This window comes from Streptomyces sp. NPDC006872 (assembly GCF_040635845.1).
Lineage (GTDB): Bacteria > Actinomycetota > Actinomycetes > Streptomycetales > Streptomycetaceae > Streptomyces.
Genome location: NZ_JBEYIL010000021.1, coordinates 73,155 through 96,750 on the forward strand (window position 1 = coordinate 73,155; position 23,596 = coordinate 96,750).

Below are 23,596 nucleotides of genomic sequence, written 5' to 3' on the forward strand. Positions count from 1 at the left end.
GGCATGACACGCTTGAGTTCGCTGCGACTGCCTGACGGATTCCTCGACTTATTCACCAGCCGGCTCGTAGAGGTGAACGGGCTGCGGCTGCACGCGGTCACCGGTGGGGACGGCCCCGCGCTGCTGCTGATCGGCGGGTGGCCCCAGACCTGGTACGCCTGGCGGGAGGTGATGCCCGCGCTCGCCCGTGAGCACACCGTCGTCGCCGTCGACTCGCGCGGGGCCGGGCTCTCCGACAAGCCCGACGACGGATACGACGCCGGCACGCTGGCCGCCGATCTGGTCGCGTTGATGGCCGCGCTCGGGCACGACCGGTTCGACGTGGTCGGCCACGACATCGGCACGTGGACCGGATACGCCCTCGCCGCCGACCACCCCGAGCGGGTGGGCCGGCTCGCCATCCTCGAAGCAGTGATCCCCGGCCTCACGCCGTCCCCGCCGTTCTTCGGCCCGGCCGCGGTCAACCTGAAGCTCTGGCAGTTCGGCTTCAACCGGCTCACCGACCTCAACGAGGAGCTGGTCCGGGGGCGGGAGCGGCTCTTCTTCGGCTACCAGTTCGCCAAGAAGGCAGCCACCCCGGACGCGATCCCCGCATACGCCGTCGACGTCTACGTCGACGCGATCGCCGCGGATCCGCGCGCGCTGCGGGCGAGCTTCGCGTACTACCGGGCGCTGGACGAGACGATCGCGCAGAACGAGCAACGCAGCAAGACCCGGCTGACGCTGCCGGTGCTCGCCGTCGGCGGCGCGCTGTGGAGCGGCGCGAATGCCGCCCAGACGATGCGGCTGGCGGCCGACGACGTCACGGGGGTCGTCCTCGACGACTGCGGCCATTACCCGGCCGAGGAGCAGCCGGCGCGGTTTGTCGAGATCCTGGAGGACTTCCTCGCGGCCAACCGGTAGCAGGCACGCCACAGCTGACTGATCGCCTGCCCGTCGCCGGTCATCGCGGTCGGCAGATGTGCGGACGGGACGTGGCCGTTGCGGGAGCCGGGGGCACTCTTGCCGTCCACTGCGACTGTGGTGGCCCCGGCCGGATCGTCACCGGCCAAGTCGGCCAGCCCACCCGGGCAGACCGCTCCAGCACCCGACGGATGACGTACTCCCCACCTACGGCGCGGGGCCGGCAACCTGACCAGCCGCTCCGTCAGCGACATGCCCGCCACCCGGTGCGGCGGCAGGGTCTTGACGAGACACGGCATGGCAGACTGACGGCACCCGAAGCTCCGTTGCAGGCAGACGACCTGGGAAAGTCATCTGCATCAACGGGGTTTCGTCGCGTCAGCCACGGCCACCCCGCCCTGCGACGCTACAAGATCACGCGACTCCGCAACGGCCCTGCGCCGGGACCTGCCATGCTGAGCAGGTTCGATTCAATCCTCACACCTTGGAGGTCTTGATGCGTGCAGGCGTCGTCGTCGCCGCGCAGCCCGGTGTGGAGGACCTCGCCGTGCGGGCCGAGGAGTTGGGCTTGCACAGCTTCTGGGTCAACGACACCCCGATGGTCCACGGCGACCCCTTCGTCGCCTTGAGCCTGTGCGCGAAGGCCACCAGCCGCATCAGGCTCGGCATCGGCGTGACCTCACCGGCGCTGCGCTCGGCCCCGGCCGCCGCGAGCGGGCTCGCCAGCCTCAACGCCCTGGCACCGGGCCGGATCATCTGCGCGGTCGGCACCGGAAACACCGCCCGGCGCACCCTGGGCATGCGGCCGACCACGGCGGCCAGGCTGGAGAACTTCACCGTCGCACTGCAGGACCTGTGCGCCGGACGTTCGACCGAGTACCGCGAAGGTGACCGGGTCCGCGACATCCGGTTCCTGCACGCCGGGGCGCACGTGAACACCGCCGACCCGATCGAGTTCGTCGTGGCCGCGCTGCTCGGACCGAAGGCCGCCGCCGTCGCCGGCCGCCGCGGCACCGGCCTCATCTCCTTCGGCCTGCTGGACCCCACCGCCTGGCACGCGCTGCACGACACCCGCCGCCACGCCGCCCAGGGCACACCCCGCGACCCCTACTCCCCTACGGACTCCCGGGCGCACTCCTACGTGGTCACCTCGCTCCACCTGCTCGATGAGGACGAGGACCCTCACGGCGACGCGGCCCGGGACGCGACGGGCCACCTCGTCCTGTCACTGCTGGCCTTCGCCGCCGACACAGCCGCCGACACACCCGCCTTCGCCGAGCAACTCGGCCCCGAGGAACGCGAGGCGGTGCGGCGGCTACTCGACCGGCGCGGCACTACCGCCACCGCGCCGGACCGGCACACCAAGCTCTACCCCAACTACCTCGGACGCATCGCACCGCAGGACCGGGACCTGGTCCTGCCCTCGCTGATGAACACCCTGGCCCTGGTCGGCACCCGCGACGACCTCCTCGCCCGCATCACCACCCTGGAACAGGCCGGCGTCGACGAACTCCTCATCCAGCCGGTGATCGACCCGCCCACCGAGATGGCCCAGCTCGCGAAACTCCTCACCTGAGCTGACCCGCCCGCCGCACGTCCTTGACCTGCACACCTACAAGATCATCGGACATCAACTCCACCAGATCAGCAGCAGGAAGTTGACCGAGCGGATCACCGAACTGGCTGCTGCCGCATGAGGTCCTGGCCCGGACCACCCCTACGCCGTGGTGACGGTCACCCGGCTGCGCAGTCCGTGAGGCCGCGACAAGCGGCCCGGCACGAGGGATCGAGCGCGAACATCTCCTTCTGCGTCGAGCTCGTCCTGCGCAGTAGCGGATGTGCCAGGGCCGGCGGTCATGCACCTCCGGCCCTGGTACCGGGACTCGGTGAGGGCGAGGGCCGCCTCGCCGGGCTGCTTCTCCTCCGCTATGCCCAAGGGCCGTCGGCGATCCACCGGTTGACCACCGAGGATGTCGAGGTCGGCGCCCAGGAGGTACGTCTCCATCTCGGTGATGCCCCGGTCCAGCTGCCCGAGCCCGTCGCCGCACTGGCCGCGCCGTCGCCGCGAACCGCAAGGGCCTCGCGACCATCGGCGCACTGGCCCCATTGCCCTGGCTCTTCCCCGACGGCCGGCAGCGGGTCCGCGACGAACACGTCGTAACCGAGGCCGGAGGGGGTGCTGGTGGACATGGTGTCTCCTGTTGATCAGTGCGTGTGGAGCGGTGGTCGGTGCAGTGGTTGGTGTTGTCGGGTCGTTCACGGGCGGTCGAGGAAGTCCTTGACGTCGGCGGCGAACTCCTCGTGGTGCTGGAAGAGGAAGCCGTGTGCCGCGTCCGGGTAGATCTTGATCTCCGCGTCGGGGATGAGCCCGGCGAGCAGGTGGGAGTAGCGGGGGAGGATCATCGGGTCGCTGTCGCCGTTCGCGACGAACACGGGTGCCTGGATCGCGGCCACCCGCTCCAGAAGGGCGATGTTCGGGATGCCCCAGGCGGTGATCGCGTCGTACTGCGCCTGGCGTGTCTGCCAGGTGGTGGGTGCGTCGAACTCGGCCCGGGAGAACATCCGCCCGAAGGCCTTCTCACCGGTGGAGCGGCTCTCGGGTGAGCGGGTGTAGAAGACGTCGAGCACCTTGGCGGGAACGACTTCCGGCTCGCCGACGGAGTCGATGACCCACTTCGCCCACCCGTGCATCCCGGGCGCGCCCTGGGGCGCGGCCGAGGCGAGCACGAGACGGCGTACCAGCGAGGGCCTGATCAGCGCGATCTCCTGGGCCACGAAGGAGCCCAGGGAGAAGCCGAGGATGTCGGCCCGCGCCAGGTCCAGGGCGTCGAGGAAGGCGACGGCGTCCAGGGCCATCTGCGCGACCGTGCCGGGCGTCGTGCCGCTGGATCCGCCTACGCCGGTGTTGTCGAAGGCGATGACGCGCCGGTCCTGGGCCAGGGCGTCGACCAGCGCCGGATCCCAGTAGTCGAGGTTGCCCCGGAAGTGCATGAGCAGCACCAGCGGCACCCCGCCCTCGCCGACCTCGCGGTAGGCGTAGTCGATGCCGTTGCCGACGGACACCGTCTTGACCGGCGCCTGAGCGTAGAGCTGAGTCATCGGACTCTCCCCTTCTGGGCCGGCCCCCGCAGGGGCCGGGATGGATACTCCGGCGCGCAGAACCCGCTGGTCGGCCCCTGAGCGCCATCGATGGCCGGCGATCGATGTATAGCGATCGCTTTACTTCGATGACGCTGACGCTACCCCCACTCCTCGACGGATGTAAAGCGATCGCTATACTTCCGGGCATGGAGTCAGAGGCAACGACCACCAGGGCCGCCCGCGGCGGCGGACGCGGCGCACGTGAGCGCATCCTGCAGGCGGCGGGCGAGCTGTTCTACGCACGCGGTATCCACGCCACCGGAGTGGCAGCGCTCATCGAGGCCGCGCACGTGTCGCCGCGGACCTTCTACGTGCACTTCCCGACGAAGAACGCGCTGGTGGAGGAGTACCTTCTCCGGTTCGAAACGGAGACGCCGCTCCTCGCCGAGACCGAGCTGGAGCGCGACGATCTGACGCCGGTCGAGCGGCTGCTGGCGATCTTCGCCCCGATCGACGGGGGCCCGGCCCCGGTCATCCGCGGCTGCCCCTTCCACAACGCCGTCGTCGAGGGCGCCGGGGAACTGCCCGAGATCGCCCACCTCGCACAGCGGCACAAGCAGGCCTTCCGCGACCGCCTCGTGGCCACCGCCTCCGAGGCCGGAGCAGCCGACCCGCAGACCCTCGGTCGGCAACTGGCCGTGCTCTTCGAGGGCGCCAACGCGCTCGCGGCCTCCAGCAACGACGCGGAGGCCTTCACCGACGCCCGACGAGCCGCCGAGACGCTACTGGACGCATCCTTGAGGGCCGCGCCCGCAGCAGAGTGAACGCGGCGAGACGGCCAGGGTGACGAACAGCGCGGGCCAGCCGCCGAACGCGCGACTCCACCATGGCCGTGATCTCAGCGTTCCTTGGGGAAGTCGTCGCCGTACATGGGCAGACCGCTCACGGATTCCCTTCGGCGCTGTGCTGGATGCAGTCCGGGGACCAGAACTGCTCGGCAGCGGCGCAGTCCCGCTTGGCAGCGACAGGCACCCGTGTCGATCTCGAAGTCGCCGAAGTGCTGGACGATCTGGCGTTCGGGGCGTGACCGGCGGATCAGAGCACGCAGCCGGGCGTTGAGGACGACGAACGAGAAGGGTTTCGTCAGGTAGTCGTCGGTGCCGGTTTCCAGTCCTTCCGCTTCGTCGTATTCACCGTCTTTCGCCGTCAGCATCAGGATCGGGGTGTTGTCTCCGACCGAGCGCAGGTGGGCGCAGACCTTGTAGCCGTTGAGGCCGGGCATCATGACGTCGACGATGATCACGTCGTAGTTGTCGGCCATCGCCCTGGCCACAGCGTCGAGGCCGGCGAAAACCCTGTCGGAGCAGTTCCACGAGCCGGACGTCGTCGTCCATCACCAGCACGCGCATGCCACCCACCTTGCCTCACCGGCCGCGCCGGAAGCTGAAGAGGATCCTCGGGACGGAGCCGGCCCACGCCGGCTCGAGGCTCCCTCGCCCGCCCCGCCTCGACGGGAATAGACAGACCTGTCCACCTAGTTGCCAGCCACATCAGACAGACCGGTCTACTCAGTTTGCCGGTGCGGCCTTCCCCCTCCCCCTCACCCTCACCGATGACCTTCATTACCGTCCCCGCGAAGGGTCCCCGATGAACACCCCCGAGCAGCACGAGCGCACCATGGCGTCGAGTCGGCGCATACCGCCGCGGGCCGCGTTCTACGTCCTCGCCTCCGTCGTGGTCTCCTTCCTCGCCGCCTCCAGCGCGCCCACCCCGCTCTACGCGGCCTACCAGGCCGAATGGGGATTCAGCCCCATCACCACGACCGTCGTCTTCGGTGTCTACGCGATCGCCGTCCTCTCGGGCCTGCTGGTGCTCGGGAAGCTCTCCGACCACATCGGACGCCGCCCCGTCCTGATCGCCGCCATCGCCGCCCAGGCCGCGGCGATGCTGGTCTTCTCCACCGCCGGCGGTGTCGGCGAACTGCTCCTCGCCCGCATCGTGCAGGGTCTCTCCACCGGCGCGGCGCTCGGCGCGGTCGGCGCCGCGATGATGGACATCAACCGTGCGCGCGGCACGGTGGCCAACGCCTTCGCACCGGGCCTGGGCACCGCGACGGGCTCCTTGGTCAGCGGCTTCGTCGTGCAGTACCTGCCCGCCCCCACCCATACGGTCTACCTCGGCCTGCTCGCCGTGTTCGTGGCCCAGGCGATCGCCGTCACGTCCATCGACGAGACCGTCACCCGTGCGCCCGGAGCACTGGCCAGCCTGGTGCCCGAGATCAAGCTCCCGAGCACGGTCCGCGGCGCCGTCCTCGCGGTGGCCCCCGTCATCTTCGCCGTGTGGGCACTCGCCGGGTTCTACGGGTCACTCGGCCCGGCCCTGCTCCGGACCCTGGTCGGCTCCACCTCCGCCGTGTACGGAGGTCTCGGCCTCTTCGTCCTCGCCATCGTCGCCGCGGGGTCCGTCCTCGCGCTGCGCAACACCCGGGTCACCACCGTGATGTACACCGGCATCGCAGCGCTCATCGCCGGGGTGGCGCTCACCCTGGTCGCCGTCGACCTGGGCGAGCCGGTCCTGTTCCTCTTCGGTACGGCCGTGGCCGGCCTCGGCTTCGGCAGTGGTTTCCAGGGCGGCATCCGCACCGTGCTGCCTCTGGCCAAGCCGCACGAGAGTTCGGGCGTGCTGTCCCTGCTCTTCGTCGTCTCGTACCTCGGCATGGGAGTGCCCTCCGTCGTCGCCGGGTGGCTGGTGGTCCACGGCGGAGGCCTCATCCCGACCTCCGAGGAGTACGGCGCCGTGGTCATCGCCCTGGCTCTCGTGGCCCTTGCGGCTCTGCTGGTGCGCGGCACGAGGTACCGGGCCCCGACGGTGACCGTGGCCTCCGGGGTCGCGACGACCGAAGTTCGGGCAGCCGAGACCGAGATGGCGGAGCGCGTGGTCTGAGCCGTCTGCAAGACCTCGCACCATGCTGCACGATGACCTCCAGGAGAACGAGCGATGCCGGTGCACGAAGGGTCGTCGAGGATGACCCAGCCCTCCGAGAACGAGTCCATGACGGAACAGACCGCGTGCGGCCAGGGAGCGCGCAGTCCGTTGCGTGCCTTCCTGCAGACCGAGACCGGCAGCGCCGCGGTCCTGCTGGGCGCGGTGCTGGCCGCCCTCGTCTGGGCCAACGTCTCCCCCGGGACGTACGAATCCTGGTGGCGGACCGAGATGTCGTTCCGTATCGGTTCGGTCGGCGTGTCCCTGGATCTGCGCGAGTGGGTCAACAGCGGGCTGATGACGCTGTTCTTCTTCATCGTCGGTCTGGAGGCCCGACGCGAGTTCGACATGGGTGAGCTGCGCGAACGCCGCCGCCTCGCGCTGTCGGTGGTCGCCGGGGTCAGCGGCATGCTCGTTCCCGTGGCGATCTATCTCGGCGTCAACGCGGGCCAGGACTCACTGCAGGGCTGGGGCGCCGCGATGTCCACCGACACGGCATTCGCCCTCGGCATGCTCGCCGTCTTCGGCTCCAGGCTGCCGGGCGGCCTGCGGGTCTTCTTGCTCACCGTGGCGGTCACCGACGACCTACTGGCTCTGGCCGTCATCGCCTTCGTCTACAGCGGCGCGATCTACCTGCCCGCCCTGCTCACGGCGCTCGGCATCTTCGCCGCACTCCTCGTGCTGCGCTCCGCCGGAGTACGTATCTCGGGCGTCCACGCGGTGCTCGGCATCGCCCTGTGGGGCGCGCTGCTCCGCTCGGGTGTGGACCCCGTGGTCAGCGGCCTGGTCATGGGCCTGCTCACCTACGCCCATCCTGCGCACCGGCACGCCCTGGAACGTGTCAGCCGACTGTTCCGCGGATTCCGGGAGCAGCCGACGCCCGAGCTGGAACGCACCCTGCGCCGCGGCCTGACCGCCGCGCTCTCCCCCAACGAGCGGCTCCAGCGCATGATCCACCCCTGGACCAGCTATGTCATCGTGCCGCTGTTCGCGCTGGCCAACGCCGGACTCACCATCAGCGCCGCCCGTCTGTCGGACGCCTTCACCTCGCCCATCACGCTCGGCATCCTGTTCGGCTACGTCCTGGGCAAGCCGGCGGGCATCCTGGGCGCCACCTGGATCGCCGCCCTCGTCAGCAAGGGGCGGCTGCGCCCGACGGTCGGCTGGGGTGCCGTCACGGCGGGCGGAAGCCTGGCCGGGGTCGGTTTCACGGTCTCCCTGCTGATTGCCACGCTCGCCTTCCACGGGTCACAGCTGGAGCAGGCGAAGATCGGCATTCTGGCGGCCGTGGTGACGTCCTTCCTGATCACCTGGTCGGTGACCCGGATCATCGCCCTGCTGCCCACGCCGACGCGTAACCGCGCCCTGCTCGGCTCCGGCCACAGCATCGTCGATCTCAGCGAGCCCGTCGACGCGGCACGCGACCACGTGCGCGGTCCGCTCGGCGCACCGGTGACCCTGGTCGAGTACGGGGACTACGAGTGCCCGTACTGCGGCCTGGCGGAACCGGTGGTCCGCGAACTGCTCGCCGACTTCGGCGACGACCTGCGCTACGTCTGGCGGCATCTGCCCCTCACTGACGTCCACCCCAACGCCCAGCTCGCCGCGGAGGCCGCCGAAGCAGCGGCCCTGCAAGGCCGCCACTGGGAGATGCACGACATCCTGATCGGCCACCAGGGAGACCTGCGGCTGAAGGACCTTCTGGCCTACGCCGAGCAGATCGGCCTCGACCTCGACGACTTCCGCCGGGACCTGAGGGCGCGCGCCGGAGCGCACCGGGTGGCAGAGGATGTCGAGTCTGCGGATCTGAGCGGCGTTTCGGGCACGCCGACGTTCTTCGTCAACGGACGACGTCACCACGGCGCCTACGACGTCGCCTCACTGTCCGAAGCCGTGCGCGCCGCCCGAGACCGGGCGGCCCTGGTGGAGGCGGACTCGCCACGGTGACGGACGGCCGACGTCATGAAGAGGTCGTCCTCGGTCATCCTGCCGTCCCTCCCGCCCGTCGAGGATTCATCAGCGCCCTCACTCGTTTGTGTGAGGGCGGAGCCCTCCGGGTCCACCTATCGTCCGGTCACGAATGGAGTAATTCTTCCGCATGAAATAAAAGCGGAGGGAGGGAAAATGGGTTCAAGGAAGCCCCTTGCTCCTCTTGTGGACGTGTGGGGATGGCAAATGGAGGCGGCATGCCGGGGATTGGACGTGTCCATTTTCTATTCTCCTCAGGGCGAGCGGGGACTGGATCGCCGGGTTCGGGAGAAGGCAGCCATCGAGATCTGCTCCGGGTGTCCGGCGCGAAAGAAGTGCGCTGATTTCGCACTGTCCACGCGGCAGGAATTCGGAGTTTGGGGTGGACTCACAGAGGCCGATCGCGAGCTGAGGCGGATCAGTCGATCGGCGGCACCGGCACCTGCACCTCCTGACGAGCACCGTGACTCCTCCCCCTCGTGAACGAGGGGGCTTCTCGCTATGCCGGTTGGGCTTTGCGACGGACCAGCCCGGCCCGTAGAACGTTGAGTGCGCCCACGGTGTCAGCATGCGTCTGGTGGTCGCAGTTCTGACAGTGGAACTTCTCCTGTGTGGGCCGGTTCTCCGCTGCGACGTGCCCGCATTCGGGGCAGGTGCGGGAGGTGTTGCGGGGGTCCACGGCGACCACTTCCCGTCCGGCGCTTTCAGCCTTGGCGTGCAGGATCGTCAGGAACACCCCCCATCCGGCATCCGAGATCGAGTGGTTGAGTCCGGCCTTGGAAGCGGCCCCGTTGGGCAGGAAACTGCCCGGGGTCGTGGGGTCCGGCTTCGGGGCGGGAGCCTTGACCATGTTGCGGATCTTGAGGTCTTCGTGCGGGATGAAGTCGTGTTCGCGCACGAGGCCGAGGGCGGTCTTGTGTGCGTGGTCGAGGCGTTGGCGGCGGACCTTGCGGTGCAGGTCGGCGTCCTTTTGGACGGCCCGCTGATGGTTCTTGGTGCGCTTGTCGCGGCGCACCCGGTGGAAGCCGGACAGTGCCCGCTGTGCGGCTTCGAGTTTCGCGGCGGCGCGACGGCCGTGGCGCGGGTTGGGCGCGAACTCGCCGCCTGAGTCGGCAAGGAAGCTGGCAATGCCCATGTCGATGCCGACCACGCTGCCGGTCGCGGGCAGCGGCTCCGGCTGGGACTGCTCGGCGGTCAGGATCACGTACCAGCGCTTGCCTTCGCGCTTGACGGAGACTGTCTTGACCTTGCCGACGACCGGCCGGTGCTGGTTGACCCTGACGTGCCCGACGCCCTGGAAGCGGACACGGGTGACCGGGTCGTGCGGGGTGGAGTCCCAGCGGCAGCCGTCGCCGTCCTTGGGGAAGTCGACGGTGTCGAACCAGTTGACGCCCCGGAAACGGGGGTAGCCCGGCGTCCCGCCGGACTTGACCCGGCGGAAGAACGCGGCGAACGCCTTGTCCAGGCGGCGCAACGTCGCCTGCTGCGACGAGAACGACCAACGGCCCTGGCATTCCGGGTCGAACGCCCGGATGTCCTTGAGCTGCGCGGACTGTTGCCCGTACTTGACGCTCGTCTTCGAGGCGTGCCGGTAGGCGTCGCGGCGTTCCTGCAGGGCTCCGTTGTAGAGCGAACAGTGGTCCCGCAGCATCTCGCCGAGCGCGGCCGTCTGGCGAACAGTGGGCCGCATGAGGAACTTGTACGCACGGATCATCCGGCCCACCCCCTTCCCAGTCAGCTTCGAAGAAGATACTACGCTTGGCGTATGTCACCGCGCTGGGAACCAAACCCTGATATCCGTACCGGACGCCACGTCACCTACCACCTGCACGCTCACTTGGTGTTCGTCACCAAATACCGGCGCGATGTCTTCGATGACGCCATGCTCAAGCGCTGCGAAGAGATCATGCGGGAGGTCTGTACCGGCTTCGAGGTGGAACTGCGCGAGTTCAACGGCGAAGCCGACCACGTCCACCTGCTCGTGCACTACCCGCCGAAGATCGCCCTGTCCAAGCTGATCAACAGCCTCAAGGGCGTCAGCTCCCGCTACCTGCGGGCCGAGTACACCGGCCGGATAAACCGCATCGGGATGGGCTCGGTGTTCTGGTCGCGCTCCTACTTCGCCGGCTCCTGCGGCGGTGCACCGCTGACCGTGATCCGTCAGTACATCGAGAGCCAGAAGCGGCCTGCCTGACCGTCACAACAGAGACGGAGCGAACTCCGGCACTGTGCTCCTCCGGGACGAGGACGCGTTTCCCTCCCCGGCTGAAGCCGGGGATACCCACGCAAGATCAGGGATGGCCGTGGTGATCACCCTCACCCGCTTGGTACTGTGCGCACCCATCGTGAGTGCGCTGCTGCACGTCGAGGCCCGGTGGCGAGGATGCGACTCCAGCGTCTTGCTTTGGTCGGCAAAGGGTCAAAGGAGACGGCCGATGAACAGGGAACGATGGTGGCCCTGTGAACTCCGCGGCCGCTCCGGCGAGCTCGGAATCATCGAGAACGAACTCCGGCGAGTCGCCGACGGACATGGCAGCACCGTCGTGGTCACCGGCGGTGCCGGCATCGGCAAAACTCGGCTGCTGGCGGAGGCCAGGGCCGTCGCCGATCGTTTCGGAGTCCGGACAGGCAGCGTCACGGCGGAGCCGAACGAGAGCGCCGTCGAGATGTCCGCGCTGCTGTCAGCGCTGTTCGGTGGGCGCGAACCGCTTCTTTCCCGGCAGGATCTCCCGCCGCCGCCGCAACCGAACCAGCGGTTCTGGTTCCTTCGGGACATCGAAGCCCTCCTTGAGAAGAGTGCCCTCGATACGCCGCTCGCCGTGTGCGTCGACGATGCCCACTGGGTCGACGCCGGCACTGCGGCGGCCCTGCGTGAGTTGCCTCTCCGGCTGCGCGACGTCCCTGTCGCCTGGATCATCGCTGCGCGGCCGACTCCTCAACCGACCCCGATCGCCAAAACTCTGGACTACCTCGAGAGCCGAGACCTGCACAGGGTCGGTCTCGGCCCGCTGCGGGGCAAGGCCGTGACCGCGATCGCGGCGGAGATTCTCGGCGCGGAGCCGGGCCGGAACGTCCTCGCGCTCACCGAGCGGGCAGCCGGAAACCCGTTCCTCCTCGTCGAGACCCTCCTGGGGCTTCAGGAGGAAGAGCGCATCGAGACCGTCGACGGCCTGGCCGACGTCCGCGACACCCAGCTGCCACGCCGGGTCGCCCACAAGATGCGCGAGCGGCTGGCGCACCTGTCCGTACCGGCCCGGGAAGCGGTCATCGTCGCCGCGTCCCTGGGACGGCGCTTCTCCTTCACAGACCTGGCACAGATGCTCGATCGTCCGACCTCGGACCTTCTCGCGCCGGTGGGCGAGCTTCTGGACGCGGACCTGTTCATCGAGCGCGACGCCAAGCTGGCGTTCTGGCACGACATCACCCGCGAGGCGGTCCGGGCCGGCGTCCCGGTCAGCGCACGCTGCGCGCTGGATCGCCAAGCCGCGACCGTCCTGCTGGAACGCGGTGCGCTTCCTGTGGAGGTCGCGCACCAACTCGCCGCCAGCGCCGAGCCGGGGGACGAAGTGGCGATCACGACCCTGCTGCAGGCCGCCAGGGCGGTCGTCGTCACCGACGCCGCGACCGCCGCGGATTTCGCCTGCCAGGCACTGGACCTCTCCCCACCCCAGCACCCACAGCGGGGAGAGATCGTCAGCATCGCCGCCGTGGCGCTTCACACGAGCGGGAACTCCGGCGAGGCCATCGCGTTCGCCGATGCCGCGTTGCGGGACACTCTGCCTGCCGAGCAGGAAGCGCAGGTGCGCCTCAGCATCGCCGGTATGTTCGCCCTCTCCCCCGACGCCCGTGCCGAAGCCGGTCGCCGAGCGCTCAGCCTTCCGGACGTCTCACCGCCGCTACAGGCTGCCCACCTGGCGTGCCTGGCCTACAACCTCCTGGTCGGCGGGCGGGTCGAGGAAGCGCTGCGGTCGATGCCCGAAGCGCGCGAAGCCGCTGCCGCGACCGGCGATCCGCGTGCGTCACTCGTCCTCGGCGTCGCCGAGGCCGGCCTCGCCTATGCCGACGAACGATTCGACGAGGCTTACGAGTTGTTCGCGAAGGCGGCTCGCGAAGGCCTGGCGGCCGGTGAGAACACCCGGATCCGGATGGTTCAGGTGTACTGCGCCGAGCTCCTCTCCCACCTCGACCGGGAGGACGAGGCACTCGCGATCGTCCAGGAGGGACTCGCCTCGGCGCAGCGCGATCGCCAGGACTGGATCTATGAGCTCTACGAGACCTGGCAGGCCCGACTGTGGCTGCGGTTCGGCCGCATCTCCGATGCCGCCGCCGTACTCGAAGGCCGATTCGAGCTCGAGGACGGCACCCGCGCCGTGGCGGCGCTGGACGGGGCAGGGCTGTGCGCGATGGCCCGAGCGGCCATGCACATGGCGGACAGCAGGCAGCTGCGCCGGGCCGGCGAGATCGGCAAGGTGATGCTCGCGCACGGAGCGCCGGTGATCAAGCAGCATGCTGCCTGGATGCTCGCGCTGACCGCTGTCGGCGACGGCGACATGAAGGCGGCACGCGACTGGCTGGCGGGTCTCGCGGACAAACCTGCGCTTCCACGCTTCCCGCAGGACGTCACCGACGAGATGGTCCTGGCCAGGATCGCCGCCGCGACGGGGGACGATCTGCTAGCCCGACTCGCGCTGGCCAACGTGCGCCGGCGCGCAGCGGCGAACAGCGGCTCGTTGGCGATCGCAGCGACTCGCGCGTATGTCCAGGGCCTGCTGTCGCATGACGCTCGCGAGCTGCGCGCAGGGGCGGACGGCTTCGAGCGGTGCCGCCGACCGCTGGAGCGGGCCATGGCCACCGAGGATCTCGGCATCTGCCTCCTCGCCTCCGATCACGAGGCCGCGGTGGCCGCTCTGGGGCAGGCACTCGCCGGCTACACGGACCTCGGGGCGGTCTGGGACGCACGGCGGGTCCGCAGCCACCTGCGCGACCTCGGCATTCGCCGGCGGCTCGTCGTCCGTGAACCGGCCACCAGCGGCTGGGCCGCCATGACGGCGGCCGAGGAATCGGTGGCCAGACTCGTCGCCCAGGGACTGACCAACCGCGAGGTCGCCGAGCGGTTGTTCCTGTCGCCGCACACGGTGAACAGCCACCTACGGCATGTCTTCGCCAAGCTCGGGATCAAGTCCCGGGTCGAGCTGGCCCGCCTCGGAGCACTCGGTGCGGGCGGCGAGCGCATCGGCCTCGGGGCGACCGACCCGACCTGATGCCGACGCCTCCCTCGGGCCATGACGAGAGACACGCCGTGCAGGGCAGTGCCGCGCGGGACGTATGGCTCGATCGAGTGATTCGGCGGTGCCGGCCGTCGGCGGATCCTTGATCGCAGGTCGTGCGAAGCGCGGATGCCGCAAGGAGGCAAGACCATGGGCAGCTCAGTGACCGGTCTGGCGGAGGTGGAGCGGGGCGGTGCGAGCAGGCGATCCGTCCGGAGGGAACCCGCTGCACGGCGTGCGCCTGCCGGCGACATCCTGCGAGGCCGTACCGAGGAGATGGCGACGGCTCTGCGCATGCTCCGCACCACGGCGCGCAGGAGACACGGGCAGATCCTGGTCATCACCGGCGAGCCGGGGGTGGGCAAGTCGACGCTGGCGCGCGCGATCACCCACGAGGCGGGGGCGCTGCGCTTCCGGACCGGTACGGCCAACGCCGATGCGATCGGGCAGCTCTCCCCCGGGGCTGCGCTCCTGCTTTCGCTGCGGCACGGTCCTCACCCGCTCGTCAGCGGCGCCGAGTTGACGGATCTGGTCGCTCTGACGGACGAGCCGTTGCTGCTCCTCGAAGCGGTCGGCAACCGGTTGGAGGCCGCCACCGGCGCGGGCCCGCTCCTCCTGCTGCTGGACGACCTCGATCGGGCGGACCAGCTCACCCGTTTCCTGTTGCGGACCCTGCCGTTCCGGCTGGCGTCGCTCCCCATCGTCTGGGTGCTGGCAGGACGGACCGCGCAGGACGGCGCTCTGAACGATCTGAGCGCCCTGAGCGGCTCCCGAGCCGGCCAGGTCGCCATCGAGCGGCTGGCTCTGCAGCCGCTGTCGACCGAGGCGATCCTGGACATCGCCCGTGACCGACTCGGTGCGCCGCCCTCAGCCACTGCCGCCGAACTCCTGACGCGAGTGGACGGCAACCCCTTCCTGGCTGTGCAGGTCATCGACTCGCTGGCCGGCACGCACGCCGGGGACGACAAGGCGCCCGCGCCCTCCTCGGCGGAGGCGACACCGGTCCCGCGGCAGGTGGCCCAGGCGTTGCACCGTACGCTGCTGGACCTCAGCCCACGGACCGTCGACATGATCCAGGTCCTCGCCGTCCTCGGTCAGCCGGCGACGCCACGTGACGTGCGGGACTTGATCGGCCTCTCCCCCGTCGAGACCGCCACCGTGGTGGACGAGGCGATCGGCGCCGGCCTGCTGACCTGGCAGTCCGGCGGAATCGCGTTCCGGCACCGCTTGGTGGGCGAGGCGGTGTACGCGGACCTGGCCGAGTCCGTCCGGCGTGCCCTGCACCGTCGCTGCGCGGCGCAGTTGGCGGCCGTCGGTGCCGAGAGTTCGCTGGTCGCCGTCCATGCCCGAGAAGGCATCGAGCCCGGCGAGACACAGTGCGCGGCGATCGTCATGCGGTCGGCGGTCGATCTCGCGGCAGCCACACCGCAAGCGGCCGGCGAACTGGCCCTGACGGCATTCCGTGCGCTGCGGCCCACCGATCCGGCGTACCCCTCCCTCGGTGAGCAGTGCGTCCGGGTTCTGGGCCTGGTCCAACGCTGCGACGACGCGGTGGCGGTCGGTGATCTGGTCCTGGCGCACCTGGACGACGGGGAGTCGGTGGGGCGCGTCGAGCTCGTACTCGCCAGGGCTCTGTGGCTGGCCGGCCGCTGGGAGTCGTCGGCGGCGCGCTGTGCCTCGACGCTGGCCAGGTCGGACCTGACTGCCGCGATGCGGGCCCGGCTGACGGCCCTCCAGGCACTCGTCGAGGGCCGGCTGCGGGGGGCCGGGGCGATGCGTCCGCAGGCCGAGGCGGCGCTGGCCGAGGCTCATCGGCTCGACGACCATGAAGCCCAGGTCACCGCGGTGCACGCCCTCGCCGAGATCGCCCGCAACGGGGCAGACCACGCCGGCTCCCTGTCGTACTTCCGTCAGCTGCGCGCCGAGTCCCAGCCGGTGTTCTTCGCCCAGGAGATCATGGCGCTGCAACACCTGGACCGCTACCGCCATGCCGAGGCACTGCTGAAGCAGGCCTGGAGCGAGTCCGACCCGCACCCGGCCTCGGTCCTTCCGGCACTGCTGTACGCGCAGATCTGGCAGGACCACAACCTGGGCCGGCTGGACGAGGCCGAGGCGGGCGCCCGGACCCTGCTCGCCCTCGCTCGCGAACTCGGCTCGCGGATGTGCGAGTGGGAGGCGGCGTCGATCGTGAGCATGGTCGCCCTGCACCGCGGGCGGTTGGACGACGCCCGCAAGGAGCTCGCCCTCGACGGGAACGGGCCGACCCCCGCCGACGAGGAGCACGCCCCGCCGCTGCTGCTGACCCACGGCTGGCTGACCGCCGCGGAGGGCGATCCGACCGCCGCGATCAGGTTGGTGTCGCCTCTGGTGCGTTCGGCCCACGCCGAACGCGACGCCTGGCCCTGGAAGCCGGGCTGGCTGCCGATCTTGGCCGGGATCGGAGTCGCCGACGACGATGCGGCGTTCCTCGAAGACGTGCGATCGCTGGCCGAGACCGGCGCGGCCAGGAATCGCGGCGTGGCCAGCTTCGAAGGCATCGCGGCGCACGTCCAGGGCCTGGTCCGGCAGGACGGTGGCCGGCTCCGCCACGCCGTCGACGTCCTGGCCACCGGACCCCGTCCGTTGCTCCTGGCCGGGGCGCGCGAGGACCTGGGCAGACACCTGCTCGGCGAGCAGCAGCGTGCTGACGGGATCGCGCAGCTGGACCGGGCCTGGGAGGCGTATCGGCAGGCCGGCGCGGTCGGCCCGATGCTGCGCGTCCAGCAGGAGCTGCGCAAGGCGGGCGTCCGGCGCGCCGGGTGGGCGGTCACCGAGCCTGGCCCGGCCATCGGGTGGGTGGCGCTGACCGACGCCGAGCGCACGGTGGCGCGCCTCATCGGCACGGGGTACTCCAACAAGCAGGTCGCCGCCGAGCTGAGGGTGTCCACGAACACGGTCGGCACACACGCCCGGTCCATCTTCGCCAAGCTCGATGTGCGCTCCCGGGCCCAGCTGAGCAGCCAGTACCACGACCAGATCGTGGGAGCGTGAGGCTCAGCCGGTTCCTGCCGAGCGGACGCCCGCGCTCTCGCCTCACCTGTTCGCGTGATGGCGAGGAGCTCCGGGTGGTGATGACCTTGGTGCGATCTCGCGGATGAGGGGCCGGTTGCGGCGTCCGCGGGCGGAAGCCGGAGGTAGGCCGTGGGCGATCGGCGCGACACAGGACAGGCGACACGCGGCAGTGCCGTTGGGGTTCAGTCCTCGACGGCCCACCTGATCGTGCTGCCCGGTGGCGGGTACGCGGCGCACTCGGCGCACGAAGCGGAACCGATCGCTTCCTGGCTCTCCGGGCTGGGGCTGTCGGCCGACGTCTTCCGGTATCCGCTGAACGTGCGGCATCCCGCGCCCCTAGTGGCGTTGCGTGCTGAGATCCGGCGTCGACGCGAGCAGGGGGCCGACCGCATCGGAGTGGTCGGCTTCTCGGCCGGCGGGCATCTTGCGGGGCTGGCGGCCCTGGCACCGAGCAACGACCCGCGCGAGTCGGTCCAGTTCGCCGTCCTCGGCTACGCGATCACGTCGATGGAGACCGAGACGTACCGGCCTTCGCGGATGATCCTTCTGGGCGAGGACGCCTCGCCGGAACTGCGCCGCGCGACGTCTCTCGACGCGCTGGTGACCGCGGCGTCGCCGCCCTTCTTCCTCTGGCACACCGCCGAGGACGTCTACGTCCCGCCCGAGCACACCTACCGCCTCGCCGCGGCCCTGGCCGCGCACGACGTCCCGCACACCGTGCACGTGTACGCCCACGGCCCGCACAGCCTCGGACTCGCCGAGGGCGCGGGTGACGCGGCCACGTGGACGAGGTTCGCGTCGTCCTGGATCGCCGAACAACTCCACTCGCGGCTCCGCCCCAGCCCCTGACGCAGCAGCCCTCACGTATTCGGGTGAGGGAACGGAAGCCGGAGCCGGAAGAGAATTCAAGCAAACCTCCTCATCTCGATTGACTCATCGCGACTGCCTCACCTCGCCTTCCCTCATCTCGCCTTCCTCATCTCGACCGAAGAGGACACCAGTAATGACGGAATTCGCACCTGTTCCGGAATTCGCCCGTGGCCCCGAAATCCCCGATTCCGGCTATCGCGTCACGGAGCTCGGGGGCGGCGCCTACGGCATCACCAGCGGGATGGTGAACACCATGTTCCTGGTGACGAAGCGGGGCGTCGTCGTCGTGGACGCACCCCCGGACCTGGAGAAAAGGCTGCTCGCGGGCATCGAGGAGGTGACGTCCAAGCCGGTCACCCACCTGATCTACAGCCACGCCCACGCCGACCACATCGGCTCCGCCCACCTGCTGGCACGCGACGGTCTGAAGATCATCGCCCACGACGCCACCGCGCAGTTCATCGAGGAGGCGCAGGACGATCACCGGCCCGTGCCCAACGAGACGTTCGGCGGAACGAGGACCGAACTGGACATCGACGGACAGCGGTTCCTCCTCGAGTACAAGGGCGACTGGCACCAGCCGGGAAACCTGTTCATCCACCTCCCGGAACAGCGGATCCTGACGGCGATCGACAGCTTCACCGTCAAGAACGCGCCCTTCTTCCGTCTCCTCTTCTCCCCGCATGTGCCCGCGTACTTCGACGCCATGGACCACATGCTCGAGTACGACTTCGACACCGTCGTCTCGGGTCACATGGCCCTCTTCGGCAGCCCCGAGGACGTGCAGACGCATCGCGAGTACATCCGCGACCTGCGGACCTCCGCCGCACAGGCGCTCGGGGAGGTGGACCTGAGGGAGGCCGCCGCCGCTGCCGAGGTCCCCGACGACAACAAGCAGGCCCAACTCAAGGTCTGGATGGACGCGGTCGTCGCGCACGCCGCCGAACTCATGCCGGCGTCGTGGAGCCGGCGCCTGGGCGGCCACGACATCTTCCTCTCCGACAACCTCAACACCGTGGCGTGGAGTGCCTTCATCGACTGAGAGTTGGGAACGGCAATGGAACACGGCGTCACGTACCTGGACGTCAAGACCATGACCGCGGAGGGGTCGAACGGAGTCGGCTACGCCTGTCGACGCCTCGGTCCCCAGGGCCGCCGCCGACGCGATGCACGGGTGGGCGCCCGACATCATCGGCGCGATCGGCGAGCCGACCACCGACGCCGAAGGCTACCTCCACGCGTCTTTCACCGACTCGCTCACCAGCCGAGCCGCCGGCCGACAAGGCCTGGGCAGGATCTACACCCGATCCGAGGGCCGCGACGATCAGACCACCTGGCAGACCCGCAACGCCCAGCACGACGCGGTCCTGAAGTGGGGACGCCGAACTTCGGGCTGCTCCAGCGGCTCACCGCGATCGAACGAGAAGGATGCGAGCATGCCCGACTTCCCCGCTTTCCCCTCGACCACGGGCGGTGAGTTCGTCGCCCCCTCGAAGGACCTCGTCCTGCCGGTAGGCGCCCATGTCGACCAGCTCTTCCGGCGCACCATGACTGAGCCCTTCGTCCTGCAGAGACTCTCGGAGCGCTCGTACTGGGTCGAGGTCGGAGTCTTCGCCACCCTCTTCTACGTAGGAGAGGAATCGGTCCTCCTCATGGATCCCATCGAGCACTGCTACGACGGCGTCGTCGCGGCGATCGAGTCTGTGACGGCCAAGCCCCTCTCGACCGTCGTCTACACGCACTTCCACGCCGATCACATCGGCGACGCCCCCCGGTACGTCGAACAAGCACGTCAGGACGGCCTCACGCTCCGTATCGTCGCCAGCGACATGACGGCCCGGAAGCTCGACGCCGTCGGCAGCGTGCTGCCGCGCCCGACCGAGACCGTCGCCTGGCCGAAGGGCGGCTTCGCCTTCGAGGACCTCGGCGTCCAGATGCACGGTTTCGAATGGGCGGCCCACACGGACGACCACTCGGCGTGGCAGCTCGCCACCGAAAGGATCGTCCACTGCCCCGACCTGATGGGGCCGGACCAGCCGCCGTTCTGGCGCTTCACCGCGAACGAGCGCTTCCTGTTCGCAGAGCGCAACCTGAACGAAGTCCAGGAGATGGAGTGGGACTTCCTCTCGGCGGGCCACGCAAACATCGGCTCCCGTGCCGACGTTCAGTTCGAACTCGGGTACTACCGCGACATCCGGAATGCGGTGATCCAAGCCTTCGAAGCCAATCCGTTCAGCGGCTTCATCGACCCTTCGCAGGGAGCCCATACGGCCTGGTTCCCGGCGCAGCTCGCTGCCGTGGCCAAGGACGCGGTCGACCTGATGCGGCCGAAGTACGGCCAGTACTACGGCTTCGAGGCGGGTGCGCCGTCCAACGCGGAACTCGCGGCCTTCACGGTCTTCGCGTTCCGCTGAGCGCCGTCGACCTCAGCGAGGTCTCCGTCACCCACGCGCCCTGATGCCCCTTCAGCAATCATTCATGGAGCAATGAACATGCACGTTCCGATCGCAAGAACTCTCCTGCCCGCAGCCATCGCAGGGGTGGTGGCTCTGTCCCTCACCTCGCAGCCGGCGGCGGCTGCCGCCTTCCCCGCCTCTCATCCGCGTGTCCTCGTCGAGTACGACCGTGAGTCGGGGCAGCAGCCGGAGAACGTGGTCGTGACCCCGGACGGCAAGGTGGACGTCGTGCTGTCCAGGTCTGCGCAGATACAGGAGGTGACACCGGGCGGGCACCGGCGGCTGCTGGCCTCCCTCCCACAGCCGGCCGACGGCGGAGTCAACACCCCGATGCTGGGCTTCAGTCTCGCCACGGGGCTGGTGCGCACCGACGACGGCACGCTGTACGTCGGTTACGCGGCCGGCGACGACTCCCTCACCGGCATCTGGCGCGTGAGGCCGGGCGGTAGGCCCCAGCGCGTCATTGCGCTCAGCGCCGCGAGCCTCCCCAACGGCATGGCGCTGGACGAGCGGACCGGCCGGCTGTACATCGCCGACTCGGCCCGCGGGATCGTCTGGCGCGCGCCCATCACCGGCGGAACCCCCACCGCCTGGGCGTCCGGCGCGGTCTACGAGCCGACGAACCAGCTCGGCGTCAACGGGCTCAAGGTGCACAAGGGCGCGGTGTGGGTGTCGAACTCCGCCCGGGGCGTGCTGCTGCGGGTGCCGATCAAGCCGGACGGCAGCGCCGCGGCGGCGCAGACCAGAGCGACGGGGCTCCCGTTCCTCGACGACTTCGCATTCGTCGGCCGTTCCGACGACGTGGTGGGCGCGCTGAACATCGCCAACGAGATCGCGCTGATCCACCCCAGGGACGGCAGCCACTCGATCATCCTCACCGGCGAGGACGGCCTACGGGGACCGACCTCGGTCGCCCTGCATGGCGCCAAGCTCTACGTCCTCAGCGCCGCCTTCGTCCTCGACGCGAAGCCCAACATCCTCACCGCACACTTCCACCGCCCACACCACCAGGAAGGACGCTGACGGTCCGGCCCTGGCAGAGAAGGGATCTTCGAACTGTCCAGGCGCCGTCAGGCCTGATGCAAGGAATCGACGATGACCTTCTCACCCCGCACTGCACCGCCCCAGACCCTGGGCCCCTTCGGTGTCTTCAACCACGAACTGCGCTCCGAGGACCCGGCACTTCAAGACCAGCGGCGCGACGCCGCAGCAGAGCCCGAGGAACTCGGCTTCGGCACGATCTGGCTCGGCGGCAACAGCAGCGTGCGCCACGCAGCGAAGCTGGCCGCGTCGACCGCGGAGAGCAGAAGGATGACGAGCGGCAATCGCCAACTCCGCCTCGCGGCTCGCCCGGTCGGCGCGTTCGTCGTCATCTGCGGGGCGATATCCCAGTACGACTACGCGGACGAAGTCGTGGGTCCGATGAACTATTTGATGCTGCTGTACCAAAGCGCCTCCATGGCGGGGATCGCATCTCCCGAATTCGTCGACCGGTATCAAGAGGCCATGGTGGAGATGTCGGATTGGCCCGCTGCCGGTCGGCTGACCAGTGTCGAGTTCCCGGCCATATTCAGACGGCTTTTCACCGGCGAGAACACGGGCAAGCTCGTACTCGAGCCCGACGCCGGACCGAGCCTCTCTCACCTGTTCATGCGAGAGACGGGCGCCCATCAGATACCAATACTTGAGCCATGAAATCCACTCAACTCATTCACACCCCATTCGGAGAAGAGTCGACGGCCGCCGAGGTGATCAAAGGCATCGACCTTTCCGGAAAGCACGCAGTCGTCACCGGCGCCTCCTCGGGGCTCGGCGCCGAGACCGCCCGCGCCCTGGCAAGCGCCGGCGCCTCGGTCACGCTCGCGGTCCGCAACACGGACGCCGGCGAGCTCACGGCGATCGACATCCGTAAGGCAACCGACAATGACGGCGTCCATGTCAGGCCGCTCGACCTCGTCGATCAGGCGTCGATCGCCGCCTTCACGAGTTTCTGGGCAGGGCCGCTGCACATCCTGGTCAACAACGCCGGCGTGATGGCGCTGCCCGCGCTCGACCGCACGCCGGAGGGCTGGGAGCTCCAGTTCGCGTCCAACCATCTCGGCCACTTCGCGCTCGCGCTCGGCCTCCACGACGCGCTCGCGGCAGCCGGCGACGCGCGCATCGTGTCGTTGAGTTCCCGCGGCCACCACGCCTCGCCGGTCGAGTTCGACGACATCAACTTCAACTCCCGTCCGTACGACCCTTGGCTCGCCTATGGACAGTCCAAAACCGCCAACGTCCTCTTCGCGGTCGGAGCGAGCAGTCACTGGGCCGCCGACGGGATCACCGCCAACGCCGTCCACCCCGGCGTCATCATGTCGACGAACCTGTCTCGCCACATGGACCCGGAGCAGGCCGCACAGTTGCGTGCCGCAGAGGCGGCCGGGGAGGACGGGTCGATCCTCGGGGCGCCGTTCCGGTTCAAGACGACCGCCCAAGGCGCCGCGACGAGCGTGCTGGTCGCGACCTCCCCGCAGCTGGAGGGCATCGGCGGTCGCTACTTCGAGGACTGCAACGAGGCGGAGACGCTGACGCCCGAGGCCGTGGGAGCCTCATCGGGCGGCGCAGCCCCCTTCGCCCTCGACCCGGACGCCGCCGAGCGCCTTTGGGCGCTGTCGCTCGCCGCAGTGGGCGCGTGAGCGGCTGTCGTGGCGCGGACATCGCGGGAACAGTGACAGGGCCTCCTGGATCTCGGTCGGCTTCGTGCCCCGAGCTGCCAAGAGGCCCTGTTCAGGTGTGGGTCAGCCCTGGCGGGCCTTCATGCGCGGGTCGCGCTTGTTGACCACGAAGGTGCGTCCGCGGCGGCGGACGACCTGGGCTCCCGGCTTGGCCTTGAGCGCGCGCAACGAGTTGCGGACCTTCATATGGCCCCTGCCTTCCTGGGTCGCAGACTGATTGTGGTCACGTCAACGAGAGCGGGGCATGCGCTATTCCGCTGGGGTGCCGCAGGTCGTCTCCGCTGGGGTGCCGCAGGTCGTC

Annotated in this window: 18 protein-coding genes and 1 pseudogene; 15 read left to right on the top strand and 4 right to left on the bottom strand. The window is 69.5% G+C overall.

Features of this window, described 5'->3' with window-relative positions; all coding sequences use genetic code 11:
* The first annotated feature begins 3 nt into the window (after window positions 1–3).
* A complete protein-coding gene (locus tag ABZ725_RS42930; RefSeq protein WP_358807799.1) occupies window positions 4–903 on the top strand; it encodes an alpha/beta hydrolase in 900 nt (299 codons plus the stop codon).
* Between the two features lie 496 nt (window positions 904–1,399).
* Complete coding sequence (locus ABZ725_RS42935) at window positions 1,400–2,479, top strand: LLM class flavin-dependent oxidoreductase (protein WP_358807800.1); 1,080 nt, start codon at window positions 1,400–1,402, stop codon at window positions 2,477–2,479.
* A gap of 680 nt (window positions 2,480–3,159) precedes the next feature.
* Here ABZ725_RS42935 and ABZ725_RS42940 read toward each other — a convergent pair.
* Window positions 3,160–4,002: an alpha/beta hydrolase gene (locus ABZ725_RS42940; protein ID WP_358807801.1), complete on the bottom strand. Its 843-nt coding sequence runs from the start codon at window positions 4,000–4,002 to the stop codon at window positions 3,160–3,162.
* A gap of 188 nt (window positions 4,003–4,190) precedes the next feature.
* On the opposite strand from ABZ725_RS42940, the gene ABZ725_RS42945 reads away from it, so the two are divergent.
* The gene (locus ABZ725_RS42945; protein WP_358807802.1) at window positions 4,191–4,808 is read left to right on the top strand and encodes a helix-turn-helix domain-containing protein; all 618 of its coding nucleotides are present in this window, start codon (window positions 4,191–4,193) and stop codon (window positions 4,806–4,808) included.
* Window positions 4,809–5,071: 263 nt separating this feature from the next.
* Here ABZ725_RS42945 and ABZ725_RS42950 read toward each other — a convergent pair.
* Window positions 5,072–5,393 (bottom strand): annotated as a pseudogene (locus ABZ725_RS42950) (response regulator); the annotation flags it as partial.
* A gap of 238 nt (window positions 5,394–5,631) precedes the next feature.
* On the opposite strand from ABZ725_RS42950, the gene ABZ725_RS42955 reads away from it, so the two are divergent.
* The 3 genes from ABZ725_RS42955 to ABZ725_RS42965 all read left to right on the top strand — a co-directional run bounded on the left by ABZ725_RS42955 (window position 5,632) and on the right by ABZ725_RS42965 (window position 9,417).
* Window positions 5,632–6,927: an MFS transporter gene (locus ABZ725_RS42955; protein ID WP_358807803.1), complete on the top strand. Its 1,296-nt coding sequence runs from the start codon at window positions 5,632–5,634 to the stop codon at window positions 6,925–6,927.
* 81 nt (window positions 6,928–7,008) lie between these two features.
* Window positions 7,009–8,913, top strand: a complete 1,905-nt coding sequence (gene nhaA, locus ABZ725_RS42960; protein WP_358807804.1) for a Na+/H+ antiporter NhaA — start codon at window positions 7,009–7,011, stop codon at window positions 8,911–8,913.
* Window positions 8,914–9,141: 228 nt separating this feature from the next.
* A complete protein-coding gene (locus ABZ725_RS42965) occupies window positions 9,142–9,417 on the top strand; it encodes a WhiB family transcriptional regulator (RefSeq protein ID WP_358807899.1) in 276 nt (91 codons plus the stop codon).
* Between the two features lie 16 nt (window positions 9,418–9,433).
* On the opposite strand, the gene ABZ725_RS42970 is transcribed toward ABZ725_RS42965, so the two are convergent.
* The gene (locus tag ABZ725_RS42970) at window positions 9,434–10,648 is read right to left on the bottom strand and encodes a transposase (RefSeq protein WP_358807805.1); all 1,215 of its coding nucleotides are present in this window, start codon (window positions 10,646–10,648) and stop codon (window positions 9,434–9,436) included.
* Window positions 10,649–10,699: 51 nt separating this feature from the next.
* Between ABZ725_RS42970 and tnpA the strand changes: the two genes are divergently transcribed.
* The 9 genes from tnpA to ABZ725_RS43015 all read left to right on the top strand — a co-directional run bounded on the left by tnpA (window position 10,700) and on the right by ABZ725_RS43015 (window position 23,256).
* Entirely contained in the window at window positions 10,700–11,128 is a 429-nt protein-coding gene (gene tnpA, locus ABZ725_RS42975; RefSeq protein WP_358807806.1) for an IS200/IS605 family transposase, read from the top strand.
* Between the two features lie 241 nt (window positions 11,129–11,369).
* Entirely contained in the window at window positions 11,370–14,195 is a 2,826-nt protein-coding gene (locus tag ABZ725_RS42980) for an AAA family ATPase (protein WP_358807807.1), read from the top strand.
* 156 nt (window positions 14,196–14,351) lie between these two features.
* Window positions 14,352–17,231 (top strand): LuxR C-terminal-related transcriptional regulator, encoded by a 2,880-nt coding sequence (locus ABZ725_RS42985; RefSeq protein ID WP_358807808.1) that lies wholly within the window; start codon window positions 14,352–14,354, stop codon window positions 17,229–17,231.
* 150 nt (window positions 17,232–17,381) lie between these two features.
* On the top strand, window positions 17,382–18,101 hold the full coding sequence (locus tag ABZ725_RS42990) for an alpha/beta hydrolase (protein WP_358807809.1): 720 nt from the start codon (window positions 17,382–17,384) through the stop codon (window positions 18,099–18,101).
* A gap of 154 nt (window positions 18,102–18,255) precedes the next feature.
* A complete protein-coding gene (locus ABZ725_RS42995) occupies window positions 18,256–19,164 on the top strand; it encodes an MBL fold metallo-hydrolase (protein WP_358807810.1) in 909 nt (302 codons plus the stop codon).
* Window positions 19,165–19,288: 124 nt separating this feature from the next.
* Complete coding sequence (locus tag ABZ725_RS43000) at window positions 19,289–20,536, top strand: MBL fold metallo-hydrolase (protein ID WP_358807811.1); 1,248 nt, start codon at window positions 19,289–19,291, stop codon at window positions 20,534–20,536.
* Between the two features lie 78 nt (window positions 20,537–20,614).
* Window positions 20,615–21,601 (top strand): hypothetical protein, encoded by a 987-nt coding sequence (locus ABZ725_RS43005; protein WP_358807812.1) that lies wholly within the window; start codon window positions 20,615–20,617, stop codon window positions 21,599–21,601.
* A 72-nt stretch (window positions 21,602–21,673) separates the two neighbouring features.
* Window positions 21,674–22,273: a hypothetical protein gene (locus ABZ725_RS43010; protein WP_358807813.1), complete on the top strand. Its 600-nt coding sequence runs from the start codon at window positions 21,674–21,676 to the stop codon at window positions 22,271–22,273.
* Window positions 22,270–23,256: an SDR family NAD(P)-dependent oxidoreductase gene (locus tag ABZ725_RS43015; protein ID WP_358807814.1), complete on the top strand. Its 987-nt coding sequence runs from the start codon at window positions 22,270–22,272 to the stop codon at window positions 23,254–23,256. Before ABZ725_RS43010 ends, ABZ725_RS43015 begins: the two co-directional genes overlap by 4 nt.
* A 102-nt stretch (window positions 23,257–23,358) precedes the next feature.
* Here the strand turns inward: ABZ725_RS43015 and ykgO are convergent, their stop codons facing one another.
* On the bottom strand, window positions 23,359–23,481 hold the full coding sequence (gene ykgO / locus ABZ725_RS43020) for a type B 50S ribosomal protein L36 (RefSeq protein WP_358807815.1): 123 nt from the start codon (window positions 23,479–23,481) through the stop codon (window positions 23,359–23,361).
* Window positions 23,482–23,596: the final 115 nt, after the last annotated feature.

Coding starts and splice junctions, on each gene's coding strand:
- ABZ725_RS42945 (WP_358807802.1), top strand. CDS start 4,191: ATGGAGTCAGAGGCAACGACCACCAGGGCCGCCCGCGGCGGCGGACGC.
- ABZ725_RS42970 (WP_358807805.1), bottom strand. CDS start 10,648: ATGATCCGTGCGTACAAGTTCCTCATGCGGCCCACTGTTCGCCAGACG.
- ABZ725_RS42935 (WP_358807800.1), top strand. CDS start 1,400: ATGCGTGCAGGCGTCGTCGTCGCCGCGCAGCCCGGTGTGGAGGACCTC.
- ABZ725_RS42980 (WP_358807807.1), top strand. CDS start 11,370: ATGAACAGGGAACGATGGTGGCCCTGTGAACTCCGCGGCCGCTCCGGC.
- ABZ725_RS43010 (WP_358807813.1), top strand. CDS start 21,674: ATGACCTTCTCACCCCGCACTGCACCGCCCCAGACCCTGGGCCCCTTC.
- ABZ725_RS42965 (WP_358807899.1), top strand. CDS start 9,142: ATGGAGGCGGCATGCCGGGGATTGGACGTGTCCATTTTCTATTCTCCT.
- ABZ725_RS43000 (WP_358807811.1), top strand. CDS start 19,289: ATGCACGGGTGGGCGCCCGACATCATCGGCGCGATCGGCGAGCCGACC.
- ABZ725_RS42940 (WP_358807801.1), bottom strand. CDS start 4,002: ATGACTCAGCTCTACGCTCAGGCGCCGGTCAAGACGGTGTCCGTCGGC.
- tnpA (WP_358807806.1), top strand. CDS start 10,700: ATGTCACCGCGCTGGGAACCAAACCCTGATATCCGTACCGGACGCCAC.
- nhaA (WP_358807804.1), top strand. CDS start 7,009: ATGACCCAGCCCTCCGAGAACGAGTCCATGACGGAACAGACCGCGTGC.
- ykgO (WP_358807815.1), bottom strand. CDS start 23,481: ATGAAGGTCCGCAACTCGTTGCGCGCGCTCAAGGCCAAGCCGGGAGCC.
- ABZ725_RS42995 (WP_358807810.1), top strand. CDS start 18,256: ATGACGGAATTCGCACCTGTTCCGGAATTCGCCCGTGGCCCCGAAATC.
- ABZ725_RS43015 (WP_358807814.1), top strand. CDS start 22,270: ATGAAATCCACTCAACTCATTCACACCCCATTCGGAGAAGAGTCGACG.
- ABZ725_RS42955 (WP_358807803.1), top strand. CDS start 5,632: ATGAACACCCCCGAGCAGCACGAGCGCACCATGGCGTCGAGTCGGCGC.
- ABZ725_RS42985 (WP_358807808.1), top strand. CDS start 14,352: ATGGGCAGCTCAGTGACCGGTCTGGCGGAGGTGGAGCGGGGCGGTGCG.
- ABZ725_RS43005 (WP_358807812.1), top strand. CDS start 20,615: ATGCACGTTCCGATCGCAAGAACTCTCCTGCCCGCAGCCATCGCAGGG.
- ABZ725_RS42930 (WP_358807799.1), top strand. CDS start 4: ATGACACGCTTGAGTTCGCTGCGACTGCCTGACGGATTCCTCGACTTA.